We start from the raw sequence: 23,713 nt of genomic DNA on the forward strand, positions 1-23,713 counted from the left end.
GATCCGTACGCCGTACGGACGGACACGGACCTGTTCGCGTCCGTCCGTACTCGCATACCTACCCGCGTACGTACAGGGGCTCGCCCGGAGGCGTCGCCTCGGCCGGCAGAAGTGCCAGGTCGAGGCCGCGCACCAGGCGGGCCCTCAGTGTTTCGTCGGCCGCGAGCCGCTGGGCCACCGCGCGGGCGGTCTCGGCGGGGGCGGCCGACGGGTCGAGCACCAGGGCGAGGGTGCCGTCCGCCGGACCGGGGCCGAGATGGGCGCGGACCACCAGGGGCTCGGCGGCGACCGCGGCCCGTACCGCCTCGACCACGGCGGGATCGGCGAGCGGGTCGGCGGTCGTTCGTCCCTCGGCGAGCGCCAGCAGGGCGGAACCCGTGAGCTCGTAGGACACGGGCCCGGCCAGGTCCAGCACGATCGTGTCGGCCTTCTCGTGCGCCGCGGCCTCCAGTACCTGATGCAGGCGTGCGGCGACGGGACGGGCCTCGGGATCCCAGCGGGCCAGCGAGTCCGTGGACGTGAAGGCGGGCAGAGCCGTACGGTTCCCCGCCTTGAGCGTGGGCACCGCCATGTCACTGGTCTTCTCGCGGCGCAGCCCGTTCTCGTCCTCCTCGACCTCGCCGAGAATCGCCACGACGGGCACGAGCAGCCGGGCGCTCCTGAGCGCCTCCAGGACCGGCGGTACGGCGGTGCGGTCCGCGGACCAGGCGGCGAGCGCCTCGCTCAGCCGGGGGTCGGCGGATCCGTCGTCGTCGGGGAAGCCGGGGTCGGGAATGTTCTTGTTCGCCACGGTCCCCGACCCTATCGGGGGGATGCTCCTGCGCTTGTGCGGCCCCTGAAACCCGGAGTTGACGGAACTCATGAGTTTCTCAGTGTCTCCTGACATGCCTCTAACACGCGTCTAACCGCGGACACAGCCCAACCGTCCAGCATCACCGAATGGACCGTCACAGAGCACGCGGGCGTCGCGCCCGACCCTCCCGACGCAAGCCTCTCCTCTACACCGCGCTGGCCTCCGCGGTACTCGTCGGAGCCACGGCGGCCGGGACCGTGTACATGAAGGCACAGGCGCACGACGGCCCGGCCGCCGTATCGTCGGCGGCATCGGCATCGGCATCGGCATCCGCATCGGCGTCGCCCTCTTCGTCGCCGGCGGCGAGCGAGGAGGCATCGGTGGAACCCGTGGCGGAGCCCTCCGTGGACAGGGACGCACTGCTCGCGAAGGCGCTGAAGACGGTGCCGGTGGCGGACGGCACGCGGACCTCTGTCGCCGTCCTCGACGTCGGCTCCGGTGAGAGCGCCGCCTACGGTGACGCCGCCTTCGACACCGCGAGCATCGTCAAGGTGAACATCCTGGCAGCGCTGCTCCTCCAGGCGCAGGACACGGACCGTCATCTCACCGCGCAGGAGAAGACGTACGCCACCGCGATGATCGAGAACAGCGACAACGCGTCGGCGACCGCGCTGTGGGCCGCGATCGGCCGGGCCGACGGACTCGACACCGCGAACAAGCGCTTCGGCCTGACGGACACACAGGGTGGCGACGGCGAGCTGTGGGGCCTCACCCAGACCACCGCGATCGACCAACTGACCTTGCTGCGCCAGGTGTTCGGCGACGAATCGAAACTCAGCGGGACCTCGCGGTCCTATCTCCAGGGGCTCATGGGCGAGATCGAGACCGACCAGCAGTGGGGGGTGTCGGCAGCGGCCGACGACGGCTCTCAATGGGCCCTGAAGAACGGGTGGTTGGCGCGCAGCACCACCGGGCTGTGGGACGTCAACAGCATCGGGCGGATCTCGGTCGACGGCCGCGCCTATCTGGTGGCGACGCTGTCGAACGGGAACTCCACGCAGGCCAAGGGTATTTCGCTGGTGGAAGCGGTGTCGAAGGCCGCGCTGTCCGCGTTCCAGGACACCACCGAGGACTGAGAGCGCGGGCTCACGGGGATCCGCGCGGCAAAGAGTGCGGGGGCGGACAGGTACTAAGGACGGTCGAAGGGGCTCGGATTCCTGCGGCCGCGCCACAGGAACACCGCCCCCCCGAGCAGGGCCAGGCCCAGGGCGCCCGCGAGGGGACCGGCCCAGTCGGCGGAACTGCCGCCGTTGTCGGGCGCGTCGGGGCCCGTGCCGAAGTACTTCTGGCCGTACGCCGCCGACTTGAGGCCCTGCGGCTTGAGCCGGCCGGCCGCCTCGATGGCGGCGGCGGGGTCGATGAAGCCGAAGCCGCGGGAGTCGTCACGGCCGCCGGAGGGAACGTTGCGGGCGGTGTCCTCGAGGAGCTGCTTGATCTGGGCCGGGGACAGACCCGGGTGGGCGGCCTCGATGAGCGCGACCGCGCCGGAGACGAACGCGGACGCCGCGCTGGTGCCCCAGCCCTCGTAGTACCGGTCGTCCGGGTCGGCGATGACGACATCGACGCCCGGGGCGCTGACGGTCGCGTACCAGCGGCGGGTGGAGAAGGAGGCGTGGGTTCCGTAGCGGTCGACGGCGGTCGCCGCGATCACACCGGGGTAAGCGGCCGGGTAGGAGATATGGTCGCCCTTCTCCCCGCCGTTGCCCGCCGAGGCGACGACGACGGCGCCCTTCTTCAGCGCGTACTGGACGGCTTCGTCCTCGGCCGGCTCGGGGTGGGCGGACTTGGAGTCGTCGCCCAGGGAGAGGTTGATGACGTCGGCGCCGTGGTCGGTGGCCCAGCGGATGCCCTCCGCGAGAGCGTTGCCACGGGTGTTGCGGGCCTTGGAGCGCGCCGGGTCCTTGTCTTCGAGAATGACACGGACGGGCAGGATCTTCGCCTCCGGGGCGATACCCATGACGCCGTCGGCGTGACCCGGCCCGTGGCCGTGCCCTGCGATGATGCCCGCCATGGCGGTGCCGTGCCGCGCCCAGGGCCGGTCACCGCGGCTCGCGCCGAAACCGACCAGGTCCTTGTCCGCGAGCACGTTGCCCTTGAGATCCGGGTGCAGGGCGTCGACGCCGGTGTCGAGGACGGCGACGGTGATGCCCTTGCCCTTGGTCGTACGCCACGCCTGCTGTGTGTGCATCGCGTCCAGGCCCCACTGCTGGGCGCGTATCCCGTCGGCGTGCGCCGCGGTCGAGGGCACCAGGGCGAGAGAAGCGGCGAGAACGGCGGCGAGGGCGCCGGACCTGCGGGAGAGCAGGGGCCCGCGGACCGCCGGGGCCGTGCGCTGAGGCCGGGCGCCGTCGGCGGCGGGGACCCTGCGGAGCAGTCCTGACATCGGACTCCGCCGGACCGGGGCGCGCTCCACGGCTGCGGTCGCGGTCGTCGCGCCCGTCGCACTGGTCGCACCAAAGGCTCCGGTGGCACCGGTCTGCTGGATACGGCCGACGGGGCCGACGTCGTGGGTCATGACGGCTGCTCCGTGGCCGAGGTGACGGTCTTGCGGAGGCCTCGCTCGACCCGGTCGGCGAGGCCCTGCGCCTCGTGGCCGAGGCCCGCCTGGGCCACGGCCGTGGTCGAGTCCGGCCTCATCGCCTCGGCGGCGGGCTGCGGGGTGGCGACCGCGCGCCCGTCGGCGAATCCGGAGACCGCGTACACGACGACCGGTGCGTCCGTGAGGACCGCCTCGGTCCAGGAAGCGCGCTGTGCCTTGCCGAAGCCCTCGGCGGCGGTGCCCTTCGCCGCGTAGGGACGGGGCATCAGGTCGCTACGCCGGTCCAGGCCCTCCTTGCGGAAGCGGGCCTTCAGGGAGGTCATGCCCGCCGCGTCGGCCTTCGTGAACAGCAGGCCGACAGTGGTGACATGGCTCCGGGTCGCGTCCACGTAGGTGGCGCGCAGCAGCCGCAGGCAGCCGACGGGGGCGAGCGCCTGGCGCAGCAGTGGGTCGAAGGCGTCCTTGCAGCCGGTGTCCGGGGCGACGGCGATCCGGGTCCAGGTGCGGTCGGAGCCGCCGGGGCCCGCTCCGTCGCCGCGCACGGTCGGCGGGAACAGCTCGTCCACCGGCACGCTGTGCCAAAGTCCTCCGGCCGCCGTGAAGGCACCGGGCGAACCGGGTCCGTCCGCGGTGTCGCCGGTGAGCCAACTCCCGGTCACCGCACCGCCGATGAGCCCGAGCCCGAGGACGACACAGGCCGCGGCGGCCGCGGTACGGGGCCGGGCCCGCCCACGGAAGAGACGCACCCCCGCGAGGTCGCCGCCGTACGTCTCGGGCTTCGCGAAGGACACGAAGGGGCGCCGCACGCCCTGGACCCCCTCGGCAGGCGCTCCCGGCGGGGGCGGGGGCGGGGTGAACGAGGGCGTGGCCACGGAGGACGGAGCGGGCTCTTCGATCCGTCCGGACCACAGCCCACTGCTCGTCTCGGTGATCCGCTCCCCCGACACGGCGGCCCGGCCCGGCCCTCCGGTCCACGACGACGGCGCGGACTCGGACGGATACGGAGTCCTGGAGGGCCGCGAGAGGTCGGAGGACCGCGAAGGTTCGAAGGGGCGCGAAGGCCCGGAGGCGAGTGGGGGCTCCGACGGACGCGGAAACTCCGGGGGATGGGTGGACGCGGATGGCCGCGAGGGGGCGAAGGGGCGCGCCGGGTCGGAGGACCGCGAGGGCTCGGACAGCGGCGAGGAATCGGAGGGGCGCGGGGGCTCGAAGGCGCGCCGAGGCTCGGACGGGCGCTGCGGCGCGGCGGGGTGGGACAGCCGGTCGGGGCGCTGTCCAGGACGCTGCGTTCCGCCGGGCCGCGAAGGTCCGGCGGGTGCGGAGTGCGGGGCCCCGTCGGGACGCGTCGGCTCGGCCGACGCGGGCGGCGCGTCCGGGAAGCGCGCGGAGGCCGCGGGGGGCGGCGGGGTCGGCGACCCCGGCCGCGCCTCGGGGCGCAGGTGGGGGAAGCGCCGGGCCTCCGGCCGGGAACCGGACGCGGGACCCGGTGCGGTGGCGTCCGACGCGGACCGCTGCGTAGTGGCCGACGGCGGGGCCGGACGCTCCGAAGGGGATGCCTCGGAGCCGTACGGGACGGCTTCCGACGCGGGGCGCGGGCCGGTGGACGCCGTTGCCGGGCGCTCCGCGCCGGACGGTGAGGTACCGGTCGACGCGGACCGTGGCGTGTCGCCCCCCTGAGCACGGGAGGGGGGTGACCCCGCAGAGGCGGAGGCGGAAGCGGAAGCGGACCACGGCCTACCGGGGGAGACGGACGTGGGCGCGGCGGGCGAGGCGGCCCCCGGGGCACCGGACGCTGCGGACCTCGGCGCGACGCGCGAGACCGAGCCGGGCGGACCGGGCGCCGCGGATGTCGGCCTGCCGAGCGCGGCGGAACCCGGCGTACCCGCCGAAGCCGACCCCGGCGCCCCGGGCGAGGCTGACGTCGACGTACCGGACGATGCCGGACCCGAGGCCTGCTCGGAAGGGGTCGCAGGACTCGGGGAATTCGCGGTGCCGGACGTTTCGTCCGATTCCGTCGAGGTGTCGAAGAAGTCGAAGGAACGCGGCGGTGAAGGCACCCGCGAGGCCTGTACGGGTACCGGCGCGGAATGCGGCCCCGAGGCGGGCGCCGAAGGGGAGGCGGCGGCCGCATTCGGCGCGGAACCGTCGCCGAAGGACCGGAACCCTCCTCCGTCCGTGGACGGCCGGCCCGGCGAACCGGGCCACTCCCGCGTCGACGGCGGCCCGACGGGCTGGGGCGGCACGGCCGGAACCACGCCGCGGGGCGGCCCCGCGGGGCGCGGCGGGACCGTCGGGGCGGCATCGGCCGCGGCGTACGCGGACCCTGACCCGGACGCGAACCCTGACCCGAACTCGGACCCGGACGCGAACCCGGACTGGGACCCGGAGTCGGCCCCGGACCCGGACGCGAACCCGGACCCCCGCGAGGTCGGCGGGGGATCCTCGGCGGACCAGTCCTCCCCGCCCGACAGGGACGGCTCAGGCGACCGGGCCGGCTTCGGGGGAGTCGATCCGGCGGATGAAGTCGTCCGACCGGCTCGGGCCCCCGCAGCCGGAGGAGTCTGCGGAACCGGGGGATGGGCCGGAGCAGCCGGCGCCGGTGGGCCCGTCGGGGCCGGAGGGGTCTGGGAGGCCGCCGGGGCTCCGGCGGGTGGGGCGGTGGGGCGCCGGGGATTCGAGGCACGCCGCGCTTCCGTACTCATGCACCCCCCGTTTCCTCGTACCGGGCTGTCGGCCGCCCCGGAGCTCGGCGAGCCGTCTCGTCATGTGCGAGAAGAGGATCGCCACGGGCACGCATACCCGCGCCGGTGGACCGTCACCCCGGGCAGGGCCCGCCGGGGCAAGGTCGTTCCTCCCTGCGTCCGCGTCACTCTACGGGTTGACGCGCGTCCCGCGGGAACCAGTACGAGCCCTCGGGGCATCTGCCCGGAACGTCCCCCTACCCTGCGGTAATGGAGTCTGGCAGTCTTCGCTCATGACTGCCCGTGCCGCCGACAGGGCCCGCTATGACCGGGCCACCGCTCACCTCGACGCCCCCGTCGCGATCGTGGACCTGGAGGCCTTCGACGCGAACGCGGACGACCTCGTCCGCAGGGCCGGCGGCAAGCCGATCCGTGTCGCCAGCAAGTCCGTCCGCTGCCGCACCCTCCTGGAACGCGTCCTGGACCGGGACGGCTTCGCGGGGATCATGTCCTTCACCCTCGCCGAGTCTCTGTGGCTGGCCAGGTCCGGTTTCGACGACGTCCTGCTCGCCTATCCGTCGGCCGACCGCAAGAGCTACGCCGAGCTGACCGGCGACCCCAAGCTCGCCGCCGCGGTGACCGTCATGGTCGACGACCCGGCGCAGCTCCGGCTGATCGACGAGGCACGACAGGGTGGCACCGAGGTCGTACGGGTCTGCCTGGAGCTGGACACCTCGCTCAAGCTGCTCGGCGGCCGGGTGCGGGTCGGAGCGCTGCGCTCGCCGCTGCACTCCCCCGCCCAGGTGGCGGAGATGGCCCGCGCCGTCAAACGCGCCCCGGGGTTCAAGCTGGTGGGGATCATGGCGTACGAGGGCCACATAGCGGGCGTCGGCGACGCGATCTCGGGACGGCCCCTGCGCTCGCGTGCCGTGCGGCTGATGCAGGCCACCGCCCGCAAGGAGCTCGCCCAGCGGCGCGCGGAGGTCGTCCGGGCGGTACGGGCCATCGAGCCGGACCTCGAATTCGTCAACGGCGGTGGCACAGGCAGCGTCCAGCACACGGCCGCCGAGGACGCCGTCACGGAGATCGCGGCCGGTTCGGGGCTCTATGTCCCTAGGCTCTTCGACAACTACACGTCCTTCAGCGGACGCCCCGCCGCGCTGTTCGCCCAGCCCGTCGTGCGTCGGCCGGGCGTGGGTGTGGTGACCGTGCTGGGCGGTGGATACCCCGCGTCCGGGGCCGCGGGCGCGGACCGGCTGCCCGTCCCGTATCTGCCGGAGGGGCTGTCGTACGACCCCCAGGAGGGTCCCGGCGAGGTGCAGACCCCGCTGCTCGGCTCCCCGGCGGACGATCTGCTCATCGGCGACAAGGTGTGGTTCCGGCACGCGAAGGCGGGTGAGCTGTGCGAGCGGTTCGACACCCTGCAGCTCGTCGAGGGCGACACGGTCACGGCCGCCGTCCCGACCTATCGCGGAGAGGGCCACACCTTCCTCTGATCCGGTGAGGGCCGCGCCTCCGCCGATCCGGCGGGGGCGGCCCGCTCCCCGTAACCGGGTGGCCGCATAGCCGGATCACCGGATCACCGGATCACCGGATCGCCGCCGGATGTCCGGACTGCAAGGTGTCCGGACAGAGGGTGGCCGGGACGCCGGTCACCCGGGCGGGTGGTCACCGTTCAATCGGACGGGCCGATGCTGCTGCCCACACCTCCGCCGGCGCCCTTGTCGCCGACCGAGCGGATCCCCTTGGTGATCCGGTCCATGTCGGACAGCGGCGGCCCGTCGGCACCGGCGTCGAAGGCGAAACGGACGATGACCGGGGACTGCGAGCCCACGCTGGACGAGAAGGCCAGCGACTCGACGTAACCCCCGGGTCCCACACCGGTATCGACCTTCCAGCGCACGAAGTACCCGGCGCGCCCGGCGACGGCGACCGAGCCGGACTTCACCAGCCGGTGGGAGGTGACGCCCCGGAAGGGACGGCTGCCGACGACGTCGTGGTCGTACGCGCTGTCCACGGCGTCCTTGATGTCCCCCTCGGCGAGCGCCTTCGGGGACCTCTCGTCGGTGGCCGTGGCCGTAAGCGAATCAACCCGGCCGTGCCGGCACAGACCGGAGTCTCCAGGGCAGTCGTAGGTGCCCGGGGTCGTCAGCACCATGTCGTGGTCGACGACGTACTGAGGTCGTGCCCAGCCGTCGAGGATCGGGAAGGTGATGCCGTCGAGTTCGTCCACGACGACGGACGGGTCCCCTGCCGACGGCGAGGGACCGGCCGATGACGGGGACGGGCCGTCGGCCCCGGTGGGAGAGGCGACGGCCGGCGTGGTCCGCGTCGCGGCCTCGTCGCCGCTGTCGTCGCGGCGCAGGAGCACGGCGCCCGTGACGATCGCGGCGACGAGGACGACGGCGGCCGTCACGAGCGCGACGGCCTTGGCCCGGCCGGAGCCGGCGCCGGCGCCGCTGGGCGACGGGGTCGGTATCAGGGGCTGCTGGGGGGCCTCGGGTTGACGCCGGTGGTCGGTCCACGCGGTCCCGTCCCACCAGCGCTCGACGAGCGGGTACGAGGGGTCGCGGTACCAGCCGGGCGGAGGCGTCATGCTCATCCCGGCACTCTAGGACGTGCCCGGACGGGCGGTACACGGGGGCCACGAGGCCGGGTGCGACCGGTCCGTCCCGGCCGCGGCCCGTACCCGGCGGCCGGCCTACAAAGGCGTGACGTACGCGCCCGAAATGCCTCCGTCCACCAGGAAGTCGGTGGCGTTCACGAAGGAGGAGTCGTCGCTGGCGAGGAACGCGACGGCCGCCGCGATCTCGTCCGCCTCGGCGAACCGCCCGACCGGGATGTGCACCAGCCGGCGCGCGGCCCGCTCGGGGTCCTTGGCGAACAGCTCCTGGAGCAGCGGGGTGTTGACCGGGCCGGGGCACAGGGCGTTGACCCGGATGCCCTCGCGGGCGAACTGGACGCCCAGTTCGCGGGACATGGCCAGCACCCCGCCCTTGGAGGCCGTGTACGAGATCTGGGAGGTCGCCGCGCCCATCCGGGCCACGAAGGACGCCGTGTTGATGATGGAGCCCCTGCCCTGGCGGCGCATGTAGGGGATGGCGGCCTTGCAGCACAGGTAGACGGAGGTGAGGTTGACCTCCTGGACGCGCTTCCAGGCCTCCAGGCCCGTGTCCAGGATGGAGTCGTCGTCCGGCGGCGAGATGCCCGCGTTGTTGAAGGCGATGTCGACCGAGCCGTACGTGTCGTACGCCGTCCTGAAGAGCGTGTCGACCTGCTCGGGGTCGGTCACGTCGACCTTGACGAAGGTCCCGCCGACCTCCTCGGCCACGGCCTTGCCGTGCTGCTCGTCGATGTCGCCGCAGACGACGTGGGCGCCCTCGGAGGCGAGCCGGCGCGCGGTGGCGAGGCCGATGCCGCTGGCGGCGCCGGTGATGACGGCGGTGCGGCCGACCAGTCGGCGGCAGATGGTCTCAGGGGTGTCTGAAGTCACTGTGCGGGACCCTCCGTGCTGATGAAGACGTTCTTGGTCTCGGTGAAGGCGGTGAGGGCGTCCGGGCCGAGTTCACGGCCGATTCCCGACTGCTTGAAGCCGCCGAAAGGGGTCCAGTAGCGGACGCTGGAATGGGAGTTGACGGACAGGTTGCCGGCGCGGACGGCCTGCGAGACGCGCAGGGCGCGGCCGATGTCGCGGGTCCAGATGGAACCGGACAGGCCGTAGTCGGTGGCGTTGGCGAGCCGGATCGCGTCGGCCTCGTCGTCGAAGGGCAGCACGACGGCGACGGGGCCGAAGACCTCCTCGACGGCCACGCGCGCACCGGGGTCGACGCCGGTCAGGACGGTGGGCGGGAACCAGAAGCCGGGGCCCTCGGGGGCCTTGCCCCGGATGCCGGGCGCCTCGGCGTCGACGTAGGACCGTACGCGCTCCAGCTGGGCCCTGGAGATCAGCGGGCCCATCTGGGTCCGCTCGTCGGACGGGTCGCCGACGACGACCGACTCGACCGCCGGGGCGAGGAGTTCGAGGAAGCGGTCGTGGACGGAGCGCTGGACGAGGATGCGGGTGCGGGCGCAGCAGTCCTGGCCGGAGTTGTCGAGGAACGACATGGGGGCGGCCGCCGCGGCGGCCTCGATGTCGGCGTCGGCGAAGACGATGTTGGGGCTCTTGCCGCCGAGTTCGAGGGTGACGCGCTTGAGGAGGGCGGAGCCCTTCGCCAGCACCTGCTTGCCCACGGCCGTCGACCCGGTGAAGACGATCTTCGCGACTCCGGGGTGTTCGACGAGCGCGGCGCCCGCGACGGGTCCCGCGCCCGGCAGCACCTGGAGGAGGTGTTCGGGCAGCCCGGCCTCCAGGGCGAGTTCGGCCAGTCGCATCGCCGTCAGCGGGGTCGTCTCAGCGGGTTTGAGGATGACGGCGTTGCCCGCGGCGAGTGCCGGTGCGGTGCCCCAGGCGGCGATGGGCAGGGGGAAGTTCCAGGGGGCGATGACCCCGACGACGCCGAGCGGTTCGAGGAGGGTGATGTCGAGGCCGCCCGCGACGGGGATCTGGCGGCCGGTCAGCCGTTCCACTCCCCCGGCCGCGTAGTCGAGCAGATCGCGGACGTTGCCGGCCTCCCAGCGGGCGTTGCCGAGGGTGTGGCCGGCCTCGCGGACCTCCAGGCGGGCCAGTTCCTCGATGTGGCCGTCGACGACGGCCGCGAAGCGGCGCAGCAGCCGGGCCCGGTCGCCCGGCGCGAGGGCGGCCCAGCTGACCTGCGCCTTCGCGGCCCGTACGACGGCGTCCCCGACGTCCTGGGCGGTGGCCGCCGGGACGGTGGCGACGACCTCTTCGGTGGCGGGGTCGAGTACCTGGAGTTCGTGGTCGTACGGGGGCGGGGTGGACGGGGACGACACGTGCGGGTGCGAGGTGGACGGGTGCGAGGTGGACGGGTGCGGCAAGGGGGTCCTCACATGCGTTCGAAGGAGCGGCGGAGCTCCCAGTCGGTCACCGCGGCGTCGAAGGCCTCCAGCTCGACGCGGGCCATGTTGCGGTAGTGCTCGACCACCTCGTCACCGAAGGCGGCTCGGGCGATCGCGCTGTTCTCCCAGAGCTCGGCGGCCTCGCGCAGGGTGGTGGGGACGTGCGCGTACCCGGCGGTGTAGGCGTTGCCGGAGCACGCCTCGGGCAGCTCCAGCTTCTGTTCGATGCCGTACAGGCCGGCCGCGACGAGTCCGGCGACGGCCAGGTGCGGGTTGACGTCGCCGCCGGGCAGCCGGTTCTCGAAGCGCATCGAGCGGCCGTGGCCGACGACCCGGAGCGAGCAGGTGCGGTTGTCGTACCCCCAGGCCACGGCGGTCGGCGCGAAGGAGCCGGGCTGGAAGCGCTTGTACGAGTTGATGTTGGGCGCGTACAGGAGCGAGAAGTCGCGCAGGGCGGCCAGTTGCCCGGCGAGGAAGTGGCGCATGACCTCCGACATGCCTCCCGGATCGGTGGCGGAGCCGGCCATCACGTTGGTGCCGTCGGCGTCGGCGAGCGAGAGGTGGATGTGGCAGGAGTTGCCCTCGCGCTCGTTGTACTTCGCCATGAACGTGAGCGAGACGCCCTCCTGGGAGGCGATCTCCTTGGCGCCGGTCTTGTAGACGGCGTGCTGGTCGCAGGTGACGAGGGCCTCGTCGTACTTGAAGGCGATCTCGTGCTGGCCGGGGTTGCACTCGCCCTTGGCGGACTCGACGGTGAGGCCGGCGGCCTGCATCTCGTTGCGGATACGGCGCAGCAGGGGCTCGATGCGTCCGGTCCCGAGGACGGAGTAGTCGATGTTGTACTGGTTGGCGGGGGTCAGTCCCCGGTAGGCGGTGTCCCAGGCCTGCTCGTAGGTGTCCTTGAAGACGATGAACTCCAGCTCGGTGCCGACCTGGGCGGTGTAGCCGAGCCGGGCGAGCCGTTCGAGCTGGCGGCGCAGGATCTGGCGGGGCGCGGCCACCACCGGGGAGCCGTCGTTCCAGGCGAGGTCGGCGATGAGCAGGGCGGTGCCCTCGTTCCAGGGGACGCGCCGCAGGGTGCCGAGGTCGGGGTGCATGGCGAAGTCGCCGTAGCCCCGGTCCCAGGAGGACATGGCGTATCCGTCGACGGTGTTCATGTCGGTGTCGACGGCGAGGAGGTAGTTGCAGCCCTCGGTGCCGTGCTCCAGCACCTCGTCGAGGAAGAAGGCCGCGGCGAACCGCTTGCCCTGGAGCCGCCCCTGCATGTCGGGAAAGGCCAGGACGACCGTGTCGATGTCCCCGGACTCGACGAGACGGCGCAGTTCTTCGACGGAGAGCGGGGGTGTGCGGTCTGCCACCGGAAAAGCCTCCTTGGGTCAGCCGAGAGCCATAAGGTATTGCGGAGAACCATTGCTTGGGAAGGGGGCGCGACCGGATGACGAGGGAGGAACCCGACCGTGGCACGGACGACCGGCTGACGCCGGTGCTGCGGCCGGTGCGGGCGGGCAACGGATTCGAGGAGGCGCTGGAGCAGATCCTCCAGATCGTCCGGCTCGGCCTGGTGCTAGGCGGTGAACGGCTGCCCGCGGAGCGGGAGTTGGCGGAGCGGCTCGGCATCAGCCGGGTGACGCTGCGCGAGGTCCTGAAGGTGCTGCAGGACCAGGGTCTGGTCGAGTCGCGGCGCGGCCGGTACGGCGGCACCTTCGTACTGGCGCGCACCGCCACACCGGGCGAGCACGAGCTGCGCCGCCGGGTCGCCGGCGTCGACATCGAGGACGTACTGCGTTTCCGCGAGGTCCTGGAGGTGGGTGCCGCCGGGCTGTGCGCGACGCACGGGCTCGACGCGGAGCAGGCCGGCCGGCTGCGCGAGGCGCTGACCCGGACGAACGACGCCCCGCTGGCCGACTACCGGCGGCTGGACACCATGCTCCATCTCACCCTCGCGGAGCTGTGCGGCTCCCCCTCCCTCACCGCGCGGTACGCGGCCGTCCGCGCCTCCGTCAACGACCTGCTCGACTGCATCCCGCTCCTCGTCCGCAATCTGGAGCACTCGCAGCGCCAGCACACCGCCCTCGTCGAGGCGGTCCTCGACGGGGACGCGGACGGCGCGCGGGAGATCATGCGGGAGCACTGTGCGGGCACGGCGGCGTTGCTGCGCGGGTTCCTGGCCTGAGCGGACGGGGCGTGCGGGGCGCGTGACGTCTTCCGTCCCCACCACCCAAAGGTATGAGATCTTTCCATTGACGTTCCATTGACGTTCCATGGCCTCTGTGGCGCCGTGGCGACCCGGATCCGAGGGAGAAGCGCGTGGGCAGGCCGCTGATCGGTGTGAGTACGTATCTGGAGGCCGGAGCCCGCTGGGGCGTGTGGGAGCTGGAGGCCGCGCTGTTGCCGGCCGGCTATCCACGGCTCGTGCAGCGAGCGGGCGGACTCGCCGTCATGCTCCCTCCGGACGATCCCGCCCTGGCTCCCGAGACCGTCGCCCGGCTCGACGCGGTGGTCGTGGCGGGCGGCCCCGACGTCGACCCCGCCCGCTACGGAGCCGAGCGCTCCCCGCGTACGGGCCCGCCCGCTCCCGAGCGCGACCTCTGGGAACTCGCCCTGATCCGGGCCGCGTTGGACTCCGGTACGCCGCTCCTGGGCATCTGCCGGGGCCACCAGCTCCTCAACGTGGCCATGGGCGGCACGCTCGTCCAGCACCTCGACGGGCACGTGAAGGACATCGGGGTCGTCGGGCACCACGAGGTGATGCCCGTACCCGGGACGCGGTACGCGGGTCTGGTTCCGGAGCCGAGCGCGGTGCCGACGTACCACCACCAGGCGGTGGACCGCCTCGGAGCCGACCTCCTGGTCTGCGCGCACGCGGCCGACGGCACCGTGGAGGCGATCGAACTCCCGGGCCCGGCCTGGGTGTTGGGGGTCCAGTGGCACCCGGAGATGGGCGACGACCTACGGGTGATGCGGGGCCTGGTCGCGGCGGCGTCCTGAACCCAGGGATTCACCCTTCCGCCGTTCGAGAATCCGGCGTCCAGGTTCAGCCCCTCCGGCGATTGAGGAGCGGGGGTCCGGGGACAGCGCCCCGGCGTACGGGACGGGTGGGGGCGGAGGGGGCGAGAAGGGCCTGTGCGGCCGGGGTGGCACCCCGTGCCCCCATGCGGTCAGGCGTCGCCCGTGTCGCCGTGCGGTCGGGCGGGTCGGGCGGCACCACCCGCCTCCCGTGCGGTCAGGCGGCACCCTGCGTCAGGGAGAGCAGGTCGCGGGCCGGGCCCGTGGGGCGGTGTCCGGTCGGCCAGACGGCCCGCAGGGCTCGGGCCAGCCGGACGTCGGCGAGCGGGATGCTCACCAGACGGTGGGCGGAGAGTTCCTCGCCGAGGGCGAGTTCACTCAGGACGGCGGGTCCGGCGCCGCTGACGGCGGAGGCCTTGACCGCCGTCGTCGAGGACAGTTCGATCAGCGGGCGGGCGAGCCCGCCGAGCGCGGTGTCGAGGACCTGACGCGTGCCCGATCCCTCCTCCCGCAGGATGAGCGGCGTGGCGGCCAGCTCCGCCGCGGCGAGCGGCGTACGGCGACGCGCCCAGGGGTGTCCGGGCGCTGTCACCACGATCAGCCGGTCGTGGGCGATGACGGTCGCGTCGAGACCGGACGGCACCGAGAGCCCCTCGACGAAGCCGAGGTCCGCCTCGCCGGAAAGGAGCCGCTCCGCGACGCCGGCGGAGTTCCCGGCGAGCAGTGAGACGGCCGTGTCGGGGCGCTGCGCGCGCAGCGCGATCAGCCAGCCGGGCAGCAGATACTCGGCGATGGTCATGCTCGCGGCCACCCTCAGCCGTGAGTCGCGCCGGTCCCGCAGCGCCTGCGCCCCCGCGTCGAACGCCTCGGCCGCGTCCACCACCCGCCGTGCCCAGTCCGTCACGAGGGCTCCCTCACGGGTGAGCCGGGATCCGCGCGGCGAACGGTCGACGAGCGCCACCCCGAGCAGCCGCTCCATGGACCGGACACGACTGCTGGCCGCCGGCTGGGTGATCCCCAGCTCGCGCGCGGCACGTCCGAGACTGCCGAGGCGCGCCACCGCCAGCAGCAGTTCCAGCGCGCCCAGATCGGGTACCCGGTGCGCGATCCCGGCACCGGGCCGATCCTCGGCACCGCTACTCATGCCGATCCTCAGCGCTACTGCTCATAAAGCCAGCTTATGCCGTCATAGGCGCGCACTCCCTGGTGGGGAGACGACGGGACCGCGACCGTGGTGCCATGGTCACCGCAGCCCAGCCCCTGTCCGCCCATCAGGCGGGAACCGTCCCCGACACGAAGACCCCCCGTGTCCCGGGGAGCCGCGCCATCGCCGCGGTCCGGCATCTCGGCCCGAACTGGTACGCCTCCGTGATGGGCACCGCGATCGTGGCCACGGCGGGGGCCGGACTGCCCGGAGACGTGCCGGGCCTGCGCACCGCCTGCGCCGTCGTGTGGGCCCTCTCGCTCACCCTGCTGGTGTCGCTGCTCACCGCCCGCGCCCTGCACTGGACGTACCACCGCGACCAGGCCCGCGCCCACCTCCTCGACCCGGCCATGGCCCCCTTCTACGGCTGCCTCTCGATGGCCATGCTCGCCGTGGGCGCCGGCACCCTGCTGGTCGGCCGGGACTGGATCGGGATGCAGGCGGCGGTCGCCGTGGACACCGTCCTGTTCGTCACCGGGACGGTGATCGGACTCGCCGCCGCCGTGGCCGTCCCGTACCTCATGGTCGTACGGCACCGGATCGAGCCCGCACAGGCGTCACCCGTGTGGCTGCTGCCGATCGTCGCCCCCATGGTGTCGGCCGCGCTCGGCGCCCTCCTCGTTCCCCACCTCCCGGCCGGGCAGCCCAGGGAGACGCTGCTCCTCGCCTGCCTCGCGATGTTCGGGATGAGCCTGCTGACCGTCTTCGTGATGCTGCCGATGATCTTCGCCCGGCTCGTCACCGGGGGTCCGCTGCCGCTCGCGCTCACCCCGACGCTCTTCCTCGTGCTCGGTCCGCTGGGCCAGTCGACGACCGCGGTGAGCAAGTTCGCGGACGCCGCGCCCGGTGTGGTGCCCGCCCCGTACGACCAGGGCTTCGCGCTCCTCGCCGTCCTCTACGGCGTCCCCGTGCTGGGTTTCGCGCTGCTGTGGCTCGCGCTGGCCGTCGCGATGGTCGTACGGGCCCGCCGCCAGGGCATGGGATTCGCGATGACCTGGTGGGCGTTCACCTTCCCGGTGGGGACCTGCGTGACCGGCGCGGAGGGCCTCGCCCGGCACACCGGCCTGGTCGCCTTCGACGTGCTCGCCGTCGCCCTGTACGCCCTGCTGGTGGCCGCGTGGTCGGTGGCCGCCGCCCGCACGGCGCACGGCCTGATCACCGGCAAGCTGCTCGCGGCGCCTTCGCGGACGTAGCCTCCCGCGGCTGCCTTGCCGTGCCCTTGGACCAACCCCTGCCCTTCGGATCGCGAGGATCCGAAGGGCAGGGGTTCCTGTGGGTCGCATCGAAGTACTCGTCCGGGTTCCGGGCGGATGTCGTCGCGCCGTACCACGCCGGTCCGGGTGGAACGTATACGTCGGTGGCCAGGATCTGCTCACAGTTGGGCAGTGTGACGCGTCACAGACAACACGGCACCGCTGTGGGAACTTCAAGTGCCCTTCCTGCCAGCCGAGTTAGCGAAGAGTCGAGAGTGAGGTCCGGCCGACCACACGGTTTGCGTCGCTCGCCCCGTGGATGGGTAGGAGGCGGAACCGCGGGCCGGTGAGGGAACCCACGAGAGGGGCGGCCCGCATGTGGAGAGGATCGAATGCGCCCTTTGGAATCCCTGACGCCTGATCAGTTGGTGGACACTGCTCGCTATCCCCTGTCGGAACTCGCGAGCGCCCGGGGACAGGCCGTTGTCTCCCGTGCCCGGCGCGAACTGTCGGCCCTCGGCTGCACCGTGCTGCCGGACTTCGTCCGCCCGTCGCTGCGCGACGTGCTGCGTCAGGAGTGCTCGGCGATCGCCCCCCGGGCGCACCACGACGTCGAGACGGTGAACGTCTACAACATCGCGGTGGACTCGGCACTGCCGGAGGACCATCCCGGCCGGAGGACCTTCGAGCGGGGGAACGCGTTCGTCGCGCGGGACCGCGTCCCCGCGGACTCCCTCATCAGCCGGCTCTACTCCGACCTGGACTTCCGGCACTTCATCGCCCGCTGCTTCGAGCTGCCGGAACTGCACGAGCTGGCGGACCCGTTCTCCGGGCTGGTCCTCAACGTCGTCGCGCCCGGCATGGAGCACCCCTGGCACTTCGACACCAATGAGTTCACCGTGAGCATGCTCACCCAACAGGCGCAGGCAGGCGGCGTCTTCGAGTACTGCCCGAACATCCGGACCGCGCGGGACGAGAACTTCGACGACGTCCGGGACGTGGTGGACGGCCGAGGCGAACGATTGACCCGGCGCCTCCCCCTGCAACCGGGTGACCTGCAGCTGTTCAAAGGGCGCTACTCGCTGCACCGGGTGAGTCCGGTGCGCGGCGAGGTCGCGCGCCACTCCGCGATATTCGCCTACAGCGAGCGCCCCGGCGTCATAGGGAGCGTGGAACGGACCCGGCAGCTCTTCGGCCGGGTGCTGCCCGAGCACCTGGCGGCCGAGGGCCGGGCCGTCCGAGGCGACCGGCTCCTGGACTAGCGGGCGGCGAGAACGCGTAGCCGCCGTAGCCCGTTTCGTTCCGCTTCCCCCTGCTTCCCCTGCGCGATCCACGGAGGAGTAAGCCCTGTGCGTTTCGACGTGACCGGAAAAGTCTCACTCGACCACATCTACGACCAGCCCGATCCGCGAGCCTATTTCAGGGCGCTGCGCCCGCTCGACTACGGCGTTCCGCAGCAGGCCAAGCCCTACTTCGCCAAGATCATCAAGGAGTACCGGGAGTCCCGGAACGTCGCGGTTCCGAAGGTGCTGGACATCGGCTGCTCGTACGGGATCAACGCCGCCCTGCTGAAGTACGACGCGACCATGGACGAGCTGTACGCGCGCTACGGCGACGAGGAGCGTGCGGGTGAGAGCCGCGAGGCCCTGCTGGCCCGCGACCGGGAGCTGGCCCGGTCGCGCCGACCCCCGCAGGCGATGCGCTTCGTCGGCCTCGACACCTCCGGCAGCGCGTTGTCCTACGCCCTTGAGGCCGGGTTCCTCGACGACGTGGTGCACGCCGACCTGGAGGAGTACGAGCCCACACCGCGACAGCGCGCCCAGCTCTCGGGGACGGACCTGGTGATCTCGACGGGCTGCGTCGGCTACGTCACCGAGCGGACGCTCACGAGAGTCGTCCGGGCGCAGGGCGTCCGCCGGCCCTGGATGGCGCACTTCGTGCTGCGGATGTTCCCGTTCGACTCCGTCGAGCGCGAGTTGGCGGGTCTGGGCTACCGGACCGTCCGCGTAGACGAGGTTTTCAGACAGCGGCGGTTCATCTCCGCGCAGGAGCAGGCGCTCGTGCTCGACGGCATGGCGGCCGCGGGGGTGGATCCACGGGGCCTGGAGGCGGAAGGCTGGCTGTACGCACAGCTCCACGTTTCCCGGCCCTACGACATCGCAGGTAACGACGATCCGAATCGAGAACAGAGTTGAAGACCAGTCAGGACGAGTCGGGCAACGCGACCTTCGCCCAGGAGGACAGCCTCCCGCGCGTCACGCTGCCTGCCCTGGAAGCGAGCTGCGAGAGGTTTCTCGCCTGGTGTACGCCGCTGCTGACCCCCGACGAGCGTGCGGCGACCGAGGCGGAGGTCGCCGCCTTCCTCCGGCCCGGCGGCCCCGGCCGGGTGCTGCACGCGGCGCTGGAGGAATACGACGCCACGGAGGGCGTGCACAGCTGGCTCGACACCTTCTGGCCGTACCGGTACCTGGGCCGCCGGGACCGGATCGCCCTCAACGCCAACTTCTTCTTCCTGTTCAAGGACTCCGGCCAGGCGCAGGTGGAACGGGCGGCCGGGCTCGTCGCCGGGGCCCTCAACTACAAGCGGCAGCTCGATCAGGGGCTGATTCCGCCGGTGGTGCAGCGCGGAGCACCCCAGTCGATGGTGCAGAACAAGTTCCTGTTCTCCAGCACCCGTATCCCCGGCGTGCGGCAGGACACCGTCCGCGCCCCCTACACGGAGGAGTGGCCGGGCCCGTCCGAGGCCCGGCACGTCGTGGTGTTCTTCCGGGGCGGCATGTTCCGGCTGGACGTGCTGGGTCCGGACGGCGTCCCGCACAGCCTGGACGAAATCGAGGCGGGGCTGCGCGCCGTGCTGAAGACCGACCCGTCCGGCGCGGACACCTCGGTGGGACACCTCACCACCATGGCCCGCGCGGAGTGGGCGGCCGCCCGGGAGTCCCTTCTCGCCTGCCACCCCCGCAACGCCGACGCCCTCGACGATGTCGAGACCGCGCTGTTCTGCGTCGCTCTGGAGGACTTCGCCCCCGCGGACGTCCAGGACGCCTGTGACCAGCTGCTGTACGGCGACCGCGGCAACCGCTGGTTCGACAAGGCCGTGTCGTTCGTCGTCTTCGCCGACGGACGGGCGGGCATCAACGTCGAACACTGCGAGTTGGACGGGACCACGATCCTCACCTTCACCGACGCCCTGCTCAACACCCCGGCCGAGGAGCAGTCCCGGCTGTCCGGAGCCCGCTCCCAGGGGCTGCCGGCACTGGAACCGATCGTGTTCGAACTGGACGACGCGCTGCGGGAACAGGCACGCGCCGCCGCCGACGCGTTCGCGGCGTACGGGGAGAGCACCGCCACGAGCACGTTGTCGTTCACGGACTTCGGCAGCGGCGCGGCCAAGGCGCTGGGAGTCTCGCCGGACGCGTTCGTCCAGGCCGCCTACCAGCTCGCCCACCAGCGCGCCAAGGGGCATCTGGGCGCCACGTACGAGTCGATCGCCACCCGGCAGTACCGGCACGGGCGGACCGAGGCGATGCGCGTCGTCACCGACGAGATGGTGGCTTTCGTGGCGGCGATGGAGGACCCGGCAGCGGACGCGGACGCCCGGCGCGCCGCGTTCGGAGCGGCCACGGAGGCCCATGTGGCACGCGCGAAGGCGTGTCAGGCCGGGCGGGCGCCCGAGCAGCACCTGTGGGAGCTGGAGCTGATCCAGCGTCGGCGTGGGGCGGAGCTCGGGGTGACCGAGCAGCCCGCGCTGTACCGGACGCCGGGCTGGTCGATCATGCGGGACGACTATCTGAGCACGAGCTCCGCGCCGTCCGTCAACATCCAGTACTTCGGCTTCGGGTCGACCAGCAGCCAGTGCATCGGTGTCGCCTATGTACTGCTTCCCGAGCGGTTCAACCTCTATCTGAGCACGCCGCTGGCGGTCGCCGCGCAGATGCGGACGTTCGCCGACCGGCTCCGGGAGGCTGTGGACGAACTCCGGGAGCTGCTGGCGCCCGAGCGGCCCGAGGACTGAACGAAACCCCGCCGCCGGACCGGAGCTCCCGGTCGCGGACAGCGGTCCGGCGGCCGGACGGCTTCAACGACCGGCCCTCTCGGCCGCCCGGCCATCAGCCGGCGGGGCGCAGCGCCTCGCCGAGCCGTGCGGGCGCCTCCGCCAGCGAAGGTCCGTACCAGGTCAGCAGGCGACCGTCGACGAGGGCGCAGGGTACCGCGGGGAAGGCCTCGGGCCCGTCGTCGGCGGTGAAGCGGTACGGCTCGTCGGGCAGCACCACGAGGTCGGGGGCCGCCGCGGTCAGCTCGGCGAGCGGGATGCGGGGGTAGCGCTCCTCGTGGTCCGCGTAGACGTTGTCGACGCCGAGTCTGGCCAGGACGTCTCCGGCGAAGGTGTCCCGGCCCAGCACCATCCAGGGCCGCCGCCAGATCGGCACGACCGCGGTCCTGCGGCGGGCGGCCGCGGGCGGCTTCGCCCAGGCGGCCTCCGCCGCGTCCAGCCAGCGCGGACGACCGCGCGCGCCGCACGCGTCGAGCACCCGGTCCAGTTCGCGAAGGGCCCCGGGCACGTCCCGCACCTCGGTGACCAGTACCTCGATCCCGGCCTCCCGCAACGCGGTCAGATCGGGCCGCCGGTTCTCCTCCTCGTTGGCGACGACGAGGTCGGGCGCGAGCCGTACGACGGCGTCGACGTCGGGGTTCTTGGTACCCCCGATCCGTATGACGTCGAGGTCCGCGGGGTGGCTGCACCAGTCGGTCGCGCCGACCAGCACGGCGGGCACGGACACGGCGACGGCCTCCGTGAGCGAGGGCACGAGGGACACCACCCGCATACCCGTCCGCCTCTCCCGCGCCGTCGTCTCTCCCGCCATCCTCTCGCGCGCCGTCCTCCCGCGCCTCGTTCCCGCCCGCGCCGGCTCCGCCCGCACCCTCCTCGGCCGCGCCGCTCAGCGCTTGCCGAAGGTGTGCCGGTCCTCCACCGGGTCGATGTGGTCGGCGACCTCGACGACGACCACCCGGGTGTCCGGCACGGTGGCGCGCCAGCGGTGCCGCACCCCGCCCGTCAGATAGAGCGTGTCACCGCGCCCGAGGCGATGGGCACGCCCTTCCGCCTCGACCTCGACGGCGCCGTCGGCGACGTACATCAACTTGTCGTTGCGGTGCTGGAGTTCGCGTCCCTCTTCGTGGTCGCCGGTGAACTCGGTGGCGTGCAGCTGATGGTGACCGCGCACCAGAGGGCGCGCGTGGGCTTCGGGGGTGAACTCGGCACCGGCGTCGGCGCGCACGACGTCGACACTGCACGCCGGGTCGGCGGCGGCGAGCAGTTCGACGGCGGTGGTGCCGAGGGCATCGGCGACTCTCTCCAGGGAACTTCTGCTGGGGCGCGCCCGCTCGTTCTCCACCTGGCTGAGAAAGGGCACCGACAAACCACTGCGCTCGGCCACGACGGCAAGGGTGAGCCGCAGTGCCCGACGCCGTCGCCGTACGGCCGCGCCCACCCGAAGGGGCTGTTCTTTGTGGTCGCCCATGGCTCCGGCTCCCTCCCTCGCGTCGTCGGTCCGCGAACCGCCCGGATTTCCGGTCCGCCGCTTCTGATGAGTTGTTTGCACCCTACGCATGTTCGGCAAACCGTTTCATGGACCCGTCACATCGCTGTCACATCGAGGGAGTGTGAGGGTTACAGTTCGCGCCACCGCGCGAGCCGTCGCGCGCCCGGCGCCGCGGAGCCCTCGCGCGAGACGAAATGGCCGATCACCAGGGCGGGATGCCCGTCCGGACCCGCCGGCCGGCGAATCGGATCCTGAAGTCCGTTCTCCCGGTGCCCAGTTGACCGTCCGCGCCGCCCCGCGGCCCGCGGTGGCCGATGTGTTCGGCCGTGCCGCCGGACACGGAGCTGATGTGCGGCGGGCCCTCGGAGCGGTGCGCGGGCGGCCGGCAGGTCGAGCGCGCGGTCGACGCAGCGGACCGAAAACGCTTCGGGAGGGCGCGGTCACGGACCGCGTCACGGTTGTCCGGATCTCTCTCGTACGCCAGTACGTGACCACCGGCGTCGTCGGCCGCGCGTGCGGACCGGCGTCCGCCCGGACGGGGAGAGTCCGCGCGCCGGGAGGGGTGGCCCGCGCCGCACGGGTCAAAGGAACCCGTACGACGAGAACCCCCCTCGGAGTGAACCGTTCAGCACGCTCGGAGCGGCGGGCCACCCCCGCTACGCGGAGCGAACACGGGAGTGGTCCAGGTCACTGTCAGTGGTGTACGGCATGATGCGGAGCGTGACACTGCAGACGCGACGACTCATGCTTCTCGACACCGCCTCGCTGTACTTCCGCGCGTATTTCGGCGTGCCGGAGTCCGTGAAGGCCCCGGACGGCACACCGGTGAACGCCGTGCGCGGGCTGCTGGAGTTCATCGACCGCCTGGTCAAGGACCACCGCCCGGACGATCTGGTGGCCTGCATGGACGCGGACTGGCGCCCGCAGTGGCGGGTCGACCTGATCCCGTCGTACAAGGCGCACCGGGTCGCGGTGGAGACCGAGACCGGCCCGGACGAGGAGGAGGTGCCGGACACGCTCTCCCCGCAGGTGCCCGTCATCGAGGACGTCCTGGACGCGCTGGGCATCGCGCGCGTTGGGGTCGAGAGATACGAGGCGGACGACGTGATCGGCACGTTCACGGGACGCGCCACCGGCCCGGTCGACATCGTCACCGGAGACCGCGACCTGTATCAACTGGTCGACGACAAGCGGGGGGTGCGCGTGCTGTACCCCCTCAAGGGCGTCGGCACGCTCCAGCTCACCGACGAGGCCTGGCTGCGCGAGAAGTACGGCGTGGACGGTCCGGGGTACGCGGACCTGGCACTGCTGCGCGGCGACCCGAGCGACGGGCTGCCCGGAGTGCCGGGCATCGGGGAGAAGACGGCCGCCAAACTGCTCGCCGAGTTCGGCGACCTGGCCGGGATCATGGCCGCGGTCGACGACCCGAAGGCCAGGTTGACGCCTTCTCAGCGCAAGCGGCTCGACGAGTCGCGGCCGTACCTCGCCGTGGCGCCGACCGTCGTCAAGGTGGCCGGGGACGTTCCGCTGCCCGAGGTGGAGACGGCGCTGCCGCACGCTCCGCGCCATCCGGCCGCGCTGGACGAACTGGCCGAGCGCTGGGGCCTGGGCGGCTCGTTGCACCGCCTGCTCACGACGCTGCAGGCGTAACCCCAACGCCTCTGACACGACTGATACCACTTCATGCCTAGGTACCGCAGGGGAAGGGGTGCTAACTTAGGTAAGCCTAAGCATGCGA

At 72.5% G+C, this 23,713-nt stretch carries 19 protein-coding genes; 9 read left to right on the forward strand and 10 right to left on the reverse strand.

Going from position 1 to position 23,713, the window contains the following annotated elements:
* Positions 1–58 precede the first annotated feature (58 nt).
* Complete coding sequence (locus ACFYW8_RS18690; RefSeq protein WP_389075976.1) at positions 59–790, reverse strand: SseB family protein; 732 nt, start codon at positions 788–790, stop codon at positions 59–61.
* 149 nt (positions 791–939) lie between these two features.
* Between ACFYW8_RS18690 and ACFYW8_RS18695 the strand changes: the two genes are divergently transcribed.
* Positions 940–1,929: a serine hydrolase gene (locus ACFYW8_RS18695; protein ID WP_389075981.1), complete on the forward strand. Its 990-nt coding sequence runs from the start codon at positions 940–942 to the stop codon at positions 1,927–1,929.
* A 53-nt stretch (positions 1,930–1,982) separates the two neighbouring features.
* Here the strand turns inward: ACFYW8_RS18695 and mycP are convergent, their stop codons facing one another.
* A complete protein-coding gene (gene mycP, locus ACFYW8_RS18700) occupies positions 1,983–3,368 on the reverse strand; it encodes a type VII secretion-associated serine protease mycosin (RefSeq protein ID WP_389075985.1) in 1,386 nt (461 codons plus the stop codon).
* Positions 3,365–4,198 (reverse strand): hypothetical protein, encoded by an 834-nt coding sequence (locus tag ACFYW8_RS18705; RefSeq protein ID WP_389075988.1) that lies wholly within the window; start codon positions 4,196–4,198, stop codon positions 3,365–3,367. The genes mycP and ACFYW8_RS18705 overlap by 4 nt, the downstream gene beginning before the upstream one ends.
* 2,168 nt (positions 4,199–6,366) lie before the next feature.
* On the opposite strand from ACFYW8_RS18705, the gene ACFYW8_RS18710 reads away from it, so the two are divergent.
* Positions 6,367–7,569, forward strand: coding sequence for an amino acid deaminase/aldolase (locus ACFYW8_RS18710; protein WP_365875227.1), 1,203 nt, complete (start codon positions 6,367–6,369; stop codon positions 7,567–7,569).
* Positions 7,570–7,748: 179 nt separating this feature from the next.
* Here ACFYW8_RS18710 and ACFYW8_RS18715 read toward each other — a convergent pair whose 3' ends face one another.
* The 4 genes from ACFYW8_RS18715 to ACFYW8_RS18730 all read right to left on the reverse strand — a co-directional run bounded on the left by ACFYW8_RS18715 (position 7,749) and on the right by ACFYW8_RS18730 (position 12,387).
* Positions 7,749–8,675: a DUF2510 domain-containing protein gene (locus tag ACFYW8_RS18715; RefSeq protein ID WP_389075994.1), complete on the reverse strand. Its 927-nt coding sequence runs from the start codon at positions 8,673–8,675 to the stop codon at positions 7,749–7,751.
* A 99-nt stretch (positions 8,676–8,774) separates the two neighbouring features.
* Positions 8,775–9,566, reverse strand: a complete 792-nt coding sequence (locus ACFYW8_RS18720; RefSeq protein ID WP_389075998.1) for a 3-oxoacyl-ACP reductase — start codon at positions 9,564–9,566, stop codon at positions 8,775–8,777.
* Positions 9,563–10,963, reverse strand: a complete 1,401-nt coding sequence (locus ACFYW8_RS18725) for an aldehyde dehydrogenase family protein (RefSeq protein WP_389076237.1) — start codon at positions 10,961–10,963, stop codon at positions 9,563–9,565. Before ACFYW8_RS18725 ends, ACFYW8_RS18720 begins: the two co-directional genes overlap by 4 nt.
* A gap of 53 nt (positions 10,964–11,016) precedes the next feature.
* Positions 11,017–12,387 carry a glutamine synthetase family protein gene (locus ACFYW8_RS18730; RefSeq protein ID WP_389076001.1) on the reverse strand — a complete coding sequence of 457 codons (1,371 nt, stop codon included), beginning with the start codon at positions 12,385–12,387 and terminating at the stop codon, positions 11,017–11,019.
* Between the two features lie 77 nt (positions 12,388–12,464).
* Between ACFYW8_RS18730 and ACFYW8_RS18735 the strand changes: the two genes are divergently transcribed.
* Both ACFYW8_RS18735 and ACFYW8_RS18740 read left to right on the forward strand, forming a co-directional pair.
* Positions 12,465–13,202 carry a FadR/GntR family transcriptional regulator gene (locus tag ACFYW8_RS18735; protein WP_389076005.1) on the forward strand — a complete coding sequence of 246 codons (738 nt, stop codon included), beginning with the start codon at positions 12,465–12,467 and terminating at the stop codon, positions 13,200–13,202.
* A gap of 134 nt (positions 13,203–13,336) precedes the next feature.
* The gene (locus ACFYW8_RS18740; protein ID WP_365875215.1) at positions 13,337–14,017 is read left to right on the forward strand and encodes a gamma-glutamyl-gamma-aminobutyrate hydrolase family protein; all 681 of its coding nucleotides are present in this window, start codon (positions 13,337–13,339) and stop codon (positions 14,015–14,017) included.
* A gap of 235 nt (positions 14,018–14,252) precedes the next feature.
* Here the strand turns inward: ACFYW8_RS18740 and ACFYW8_RS18745 are convergent, their stop codons facing one another.
* Positions 14,253–15,179: a LysR family transcriptional regulator gene (locus ACFYW8_RS18745; RefSeq protein WP_365875213.1), complete on the reverse strand. Its 927-nt coding sequence runs from the start codon at positions 15,177–15,179 to the stop codon at positions 14,253–14,255.
* 95 nt (positions 15,180–15,274) lie between these two features.
* Between ACFYW8_RS18745 and ACFYW8_RS18750 the strand changes: the two genes are divergently transcribed.
* From ACFYW8_RS18750 to ACFYW8_RS18765, 4 genes are all read left to right on the forward strand, one after another.
* Positions 15,275–16,432 carry a TDT family transporter gene (locus ACFYW8_RS18750; RefSeq protein ID WP_365875211.1) on the forward strand — a complete coding sequence of 386 codons (1,158 nt, stop codon included), beginning with the start codon at positions 15,275–15,277 and terminating at the stop codon, positions 16,430–16,432.
* Positions 16,433–16,824: 392 nt separating this feature from the next.
* Positions 16,825–17,694: an arpA protein gene (locus tag ACFYW8_RS18755; RefSeq protein ID WP_389076018.1), complete on the forward strand. Its 870-nt coding sequence runs from the start codon at positions 16,825–16,827 to the stop codon at positions 17,692–17,694.
* An 87-nt stretch (positions 17,695–17,781) separates the two neighbouring features.
* Positions 17,782–18,627 carry a class I SAM-dependent methyltransferase gene (locus tag ACFYW8_RS18760; RefSeq protein ID WP_389076021.1) on the forward strand — a complete coding sequence of 282 codons (846 nt, stop codon included), beginning with the start codon at positions 17,782–17,784 and terminating at the stop codon, positions 18,625–18,627.
* A complete protein-coding gene (locus ACFYW8_RS18765; protein ID WP_389076027.1) occupies positions 18,624–20,447 on the forward strand; it encodes a choline/carnitine O-acyltransferase in 1,824 nt (607 codons plus the stop codon). Before ACFYW8_RS18760 ends, ACFYW8_RS18765 begins: the two co-directional genes overlap by 4 nt.
* Before the next feature lie 94 nt (positions 20,448–20,541).
* Here the strand turns inward: ACFYW8_RS18765 and ACFYW8_RS18770 are convergent, their stop codons facing one another.
* Together ACFYW8_RS18770 and ACFYW8_RS18775 are read right to left on the reverse strand one after the other, a co-directional pair.
* Positions 20,542–21,258: a helical backbone metal receptor gene (locus ACFYW8_RS18770; protein WP_365875342.1), complete on the reverse strand. Its 717-nt coding sequence runs from the start codon at positions 21,256–21,258 to the stop codon at positions 20,542–20,544.
* 114 nt (positions 21,259–21,372) lie between these two features.
* On the reverse strand, positions 21,373–21,954 hold the full coding sequence (locus ACFYW8_RS18775; protein WP_389076032.1) for a helix-turn-helix domain-containing protein: 582 nt from the start codon (positions 21,952–21,954) through the stop codon (positions 21,373–21,375).
* Positions 21,955–22,686: 732 nt separating this feature from the next.
* On the opposite strand from ACFYW8_RS18775, the gene ACFYW8_RS18780 reads away from it, so the two are divergent.
* Complete coding sequence (locus ACFYW8_RS18780) at positions 22,687–23,625, forward strand: 5'-3' exonuclease (RefSeq protein ID WP_365875340.1); 939 nt, start codon at positions 22,687–22,689, stop codon at positions 23,623–23,625.
* The last annotated feature ends 88 nt before the right edge of the window (positions 23,626–23,713 follow it).

The sequence above is a fragment of the Streptomyces sp. NPDC002742 genome (genome assembly GCF_042888885.1).
Taxonomy (GTDB): domain Bacteria; phylum Actinomycetota; class Actinomycetes; order Streptomycetales; family Streptomycetaceae; genus Streptomyces.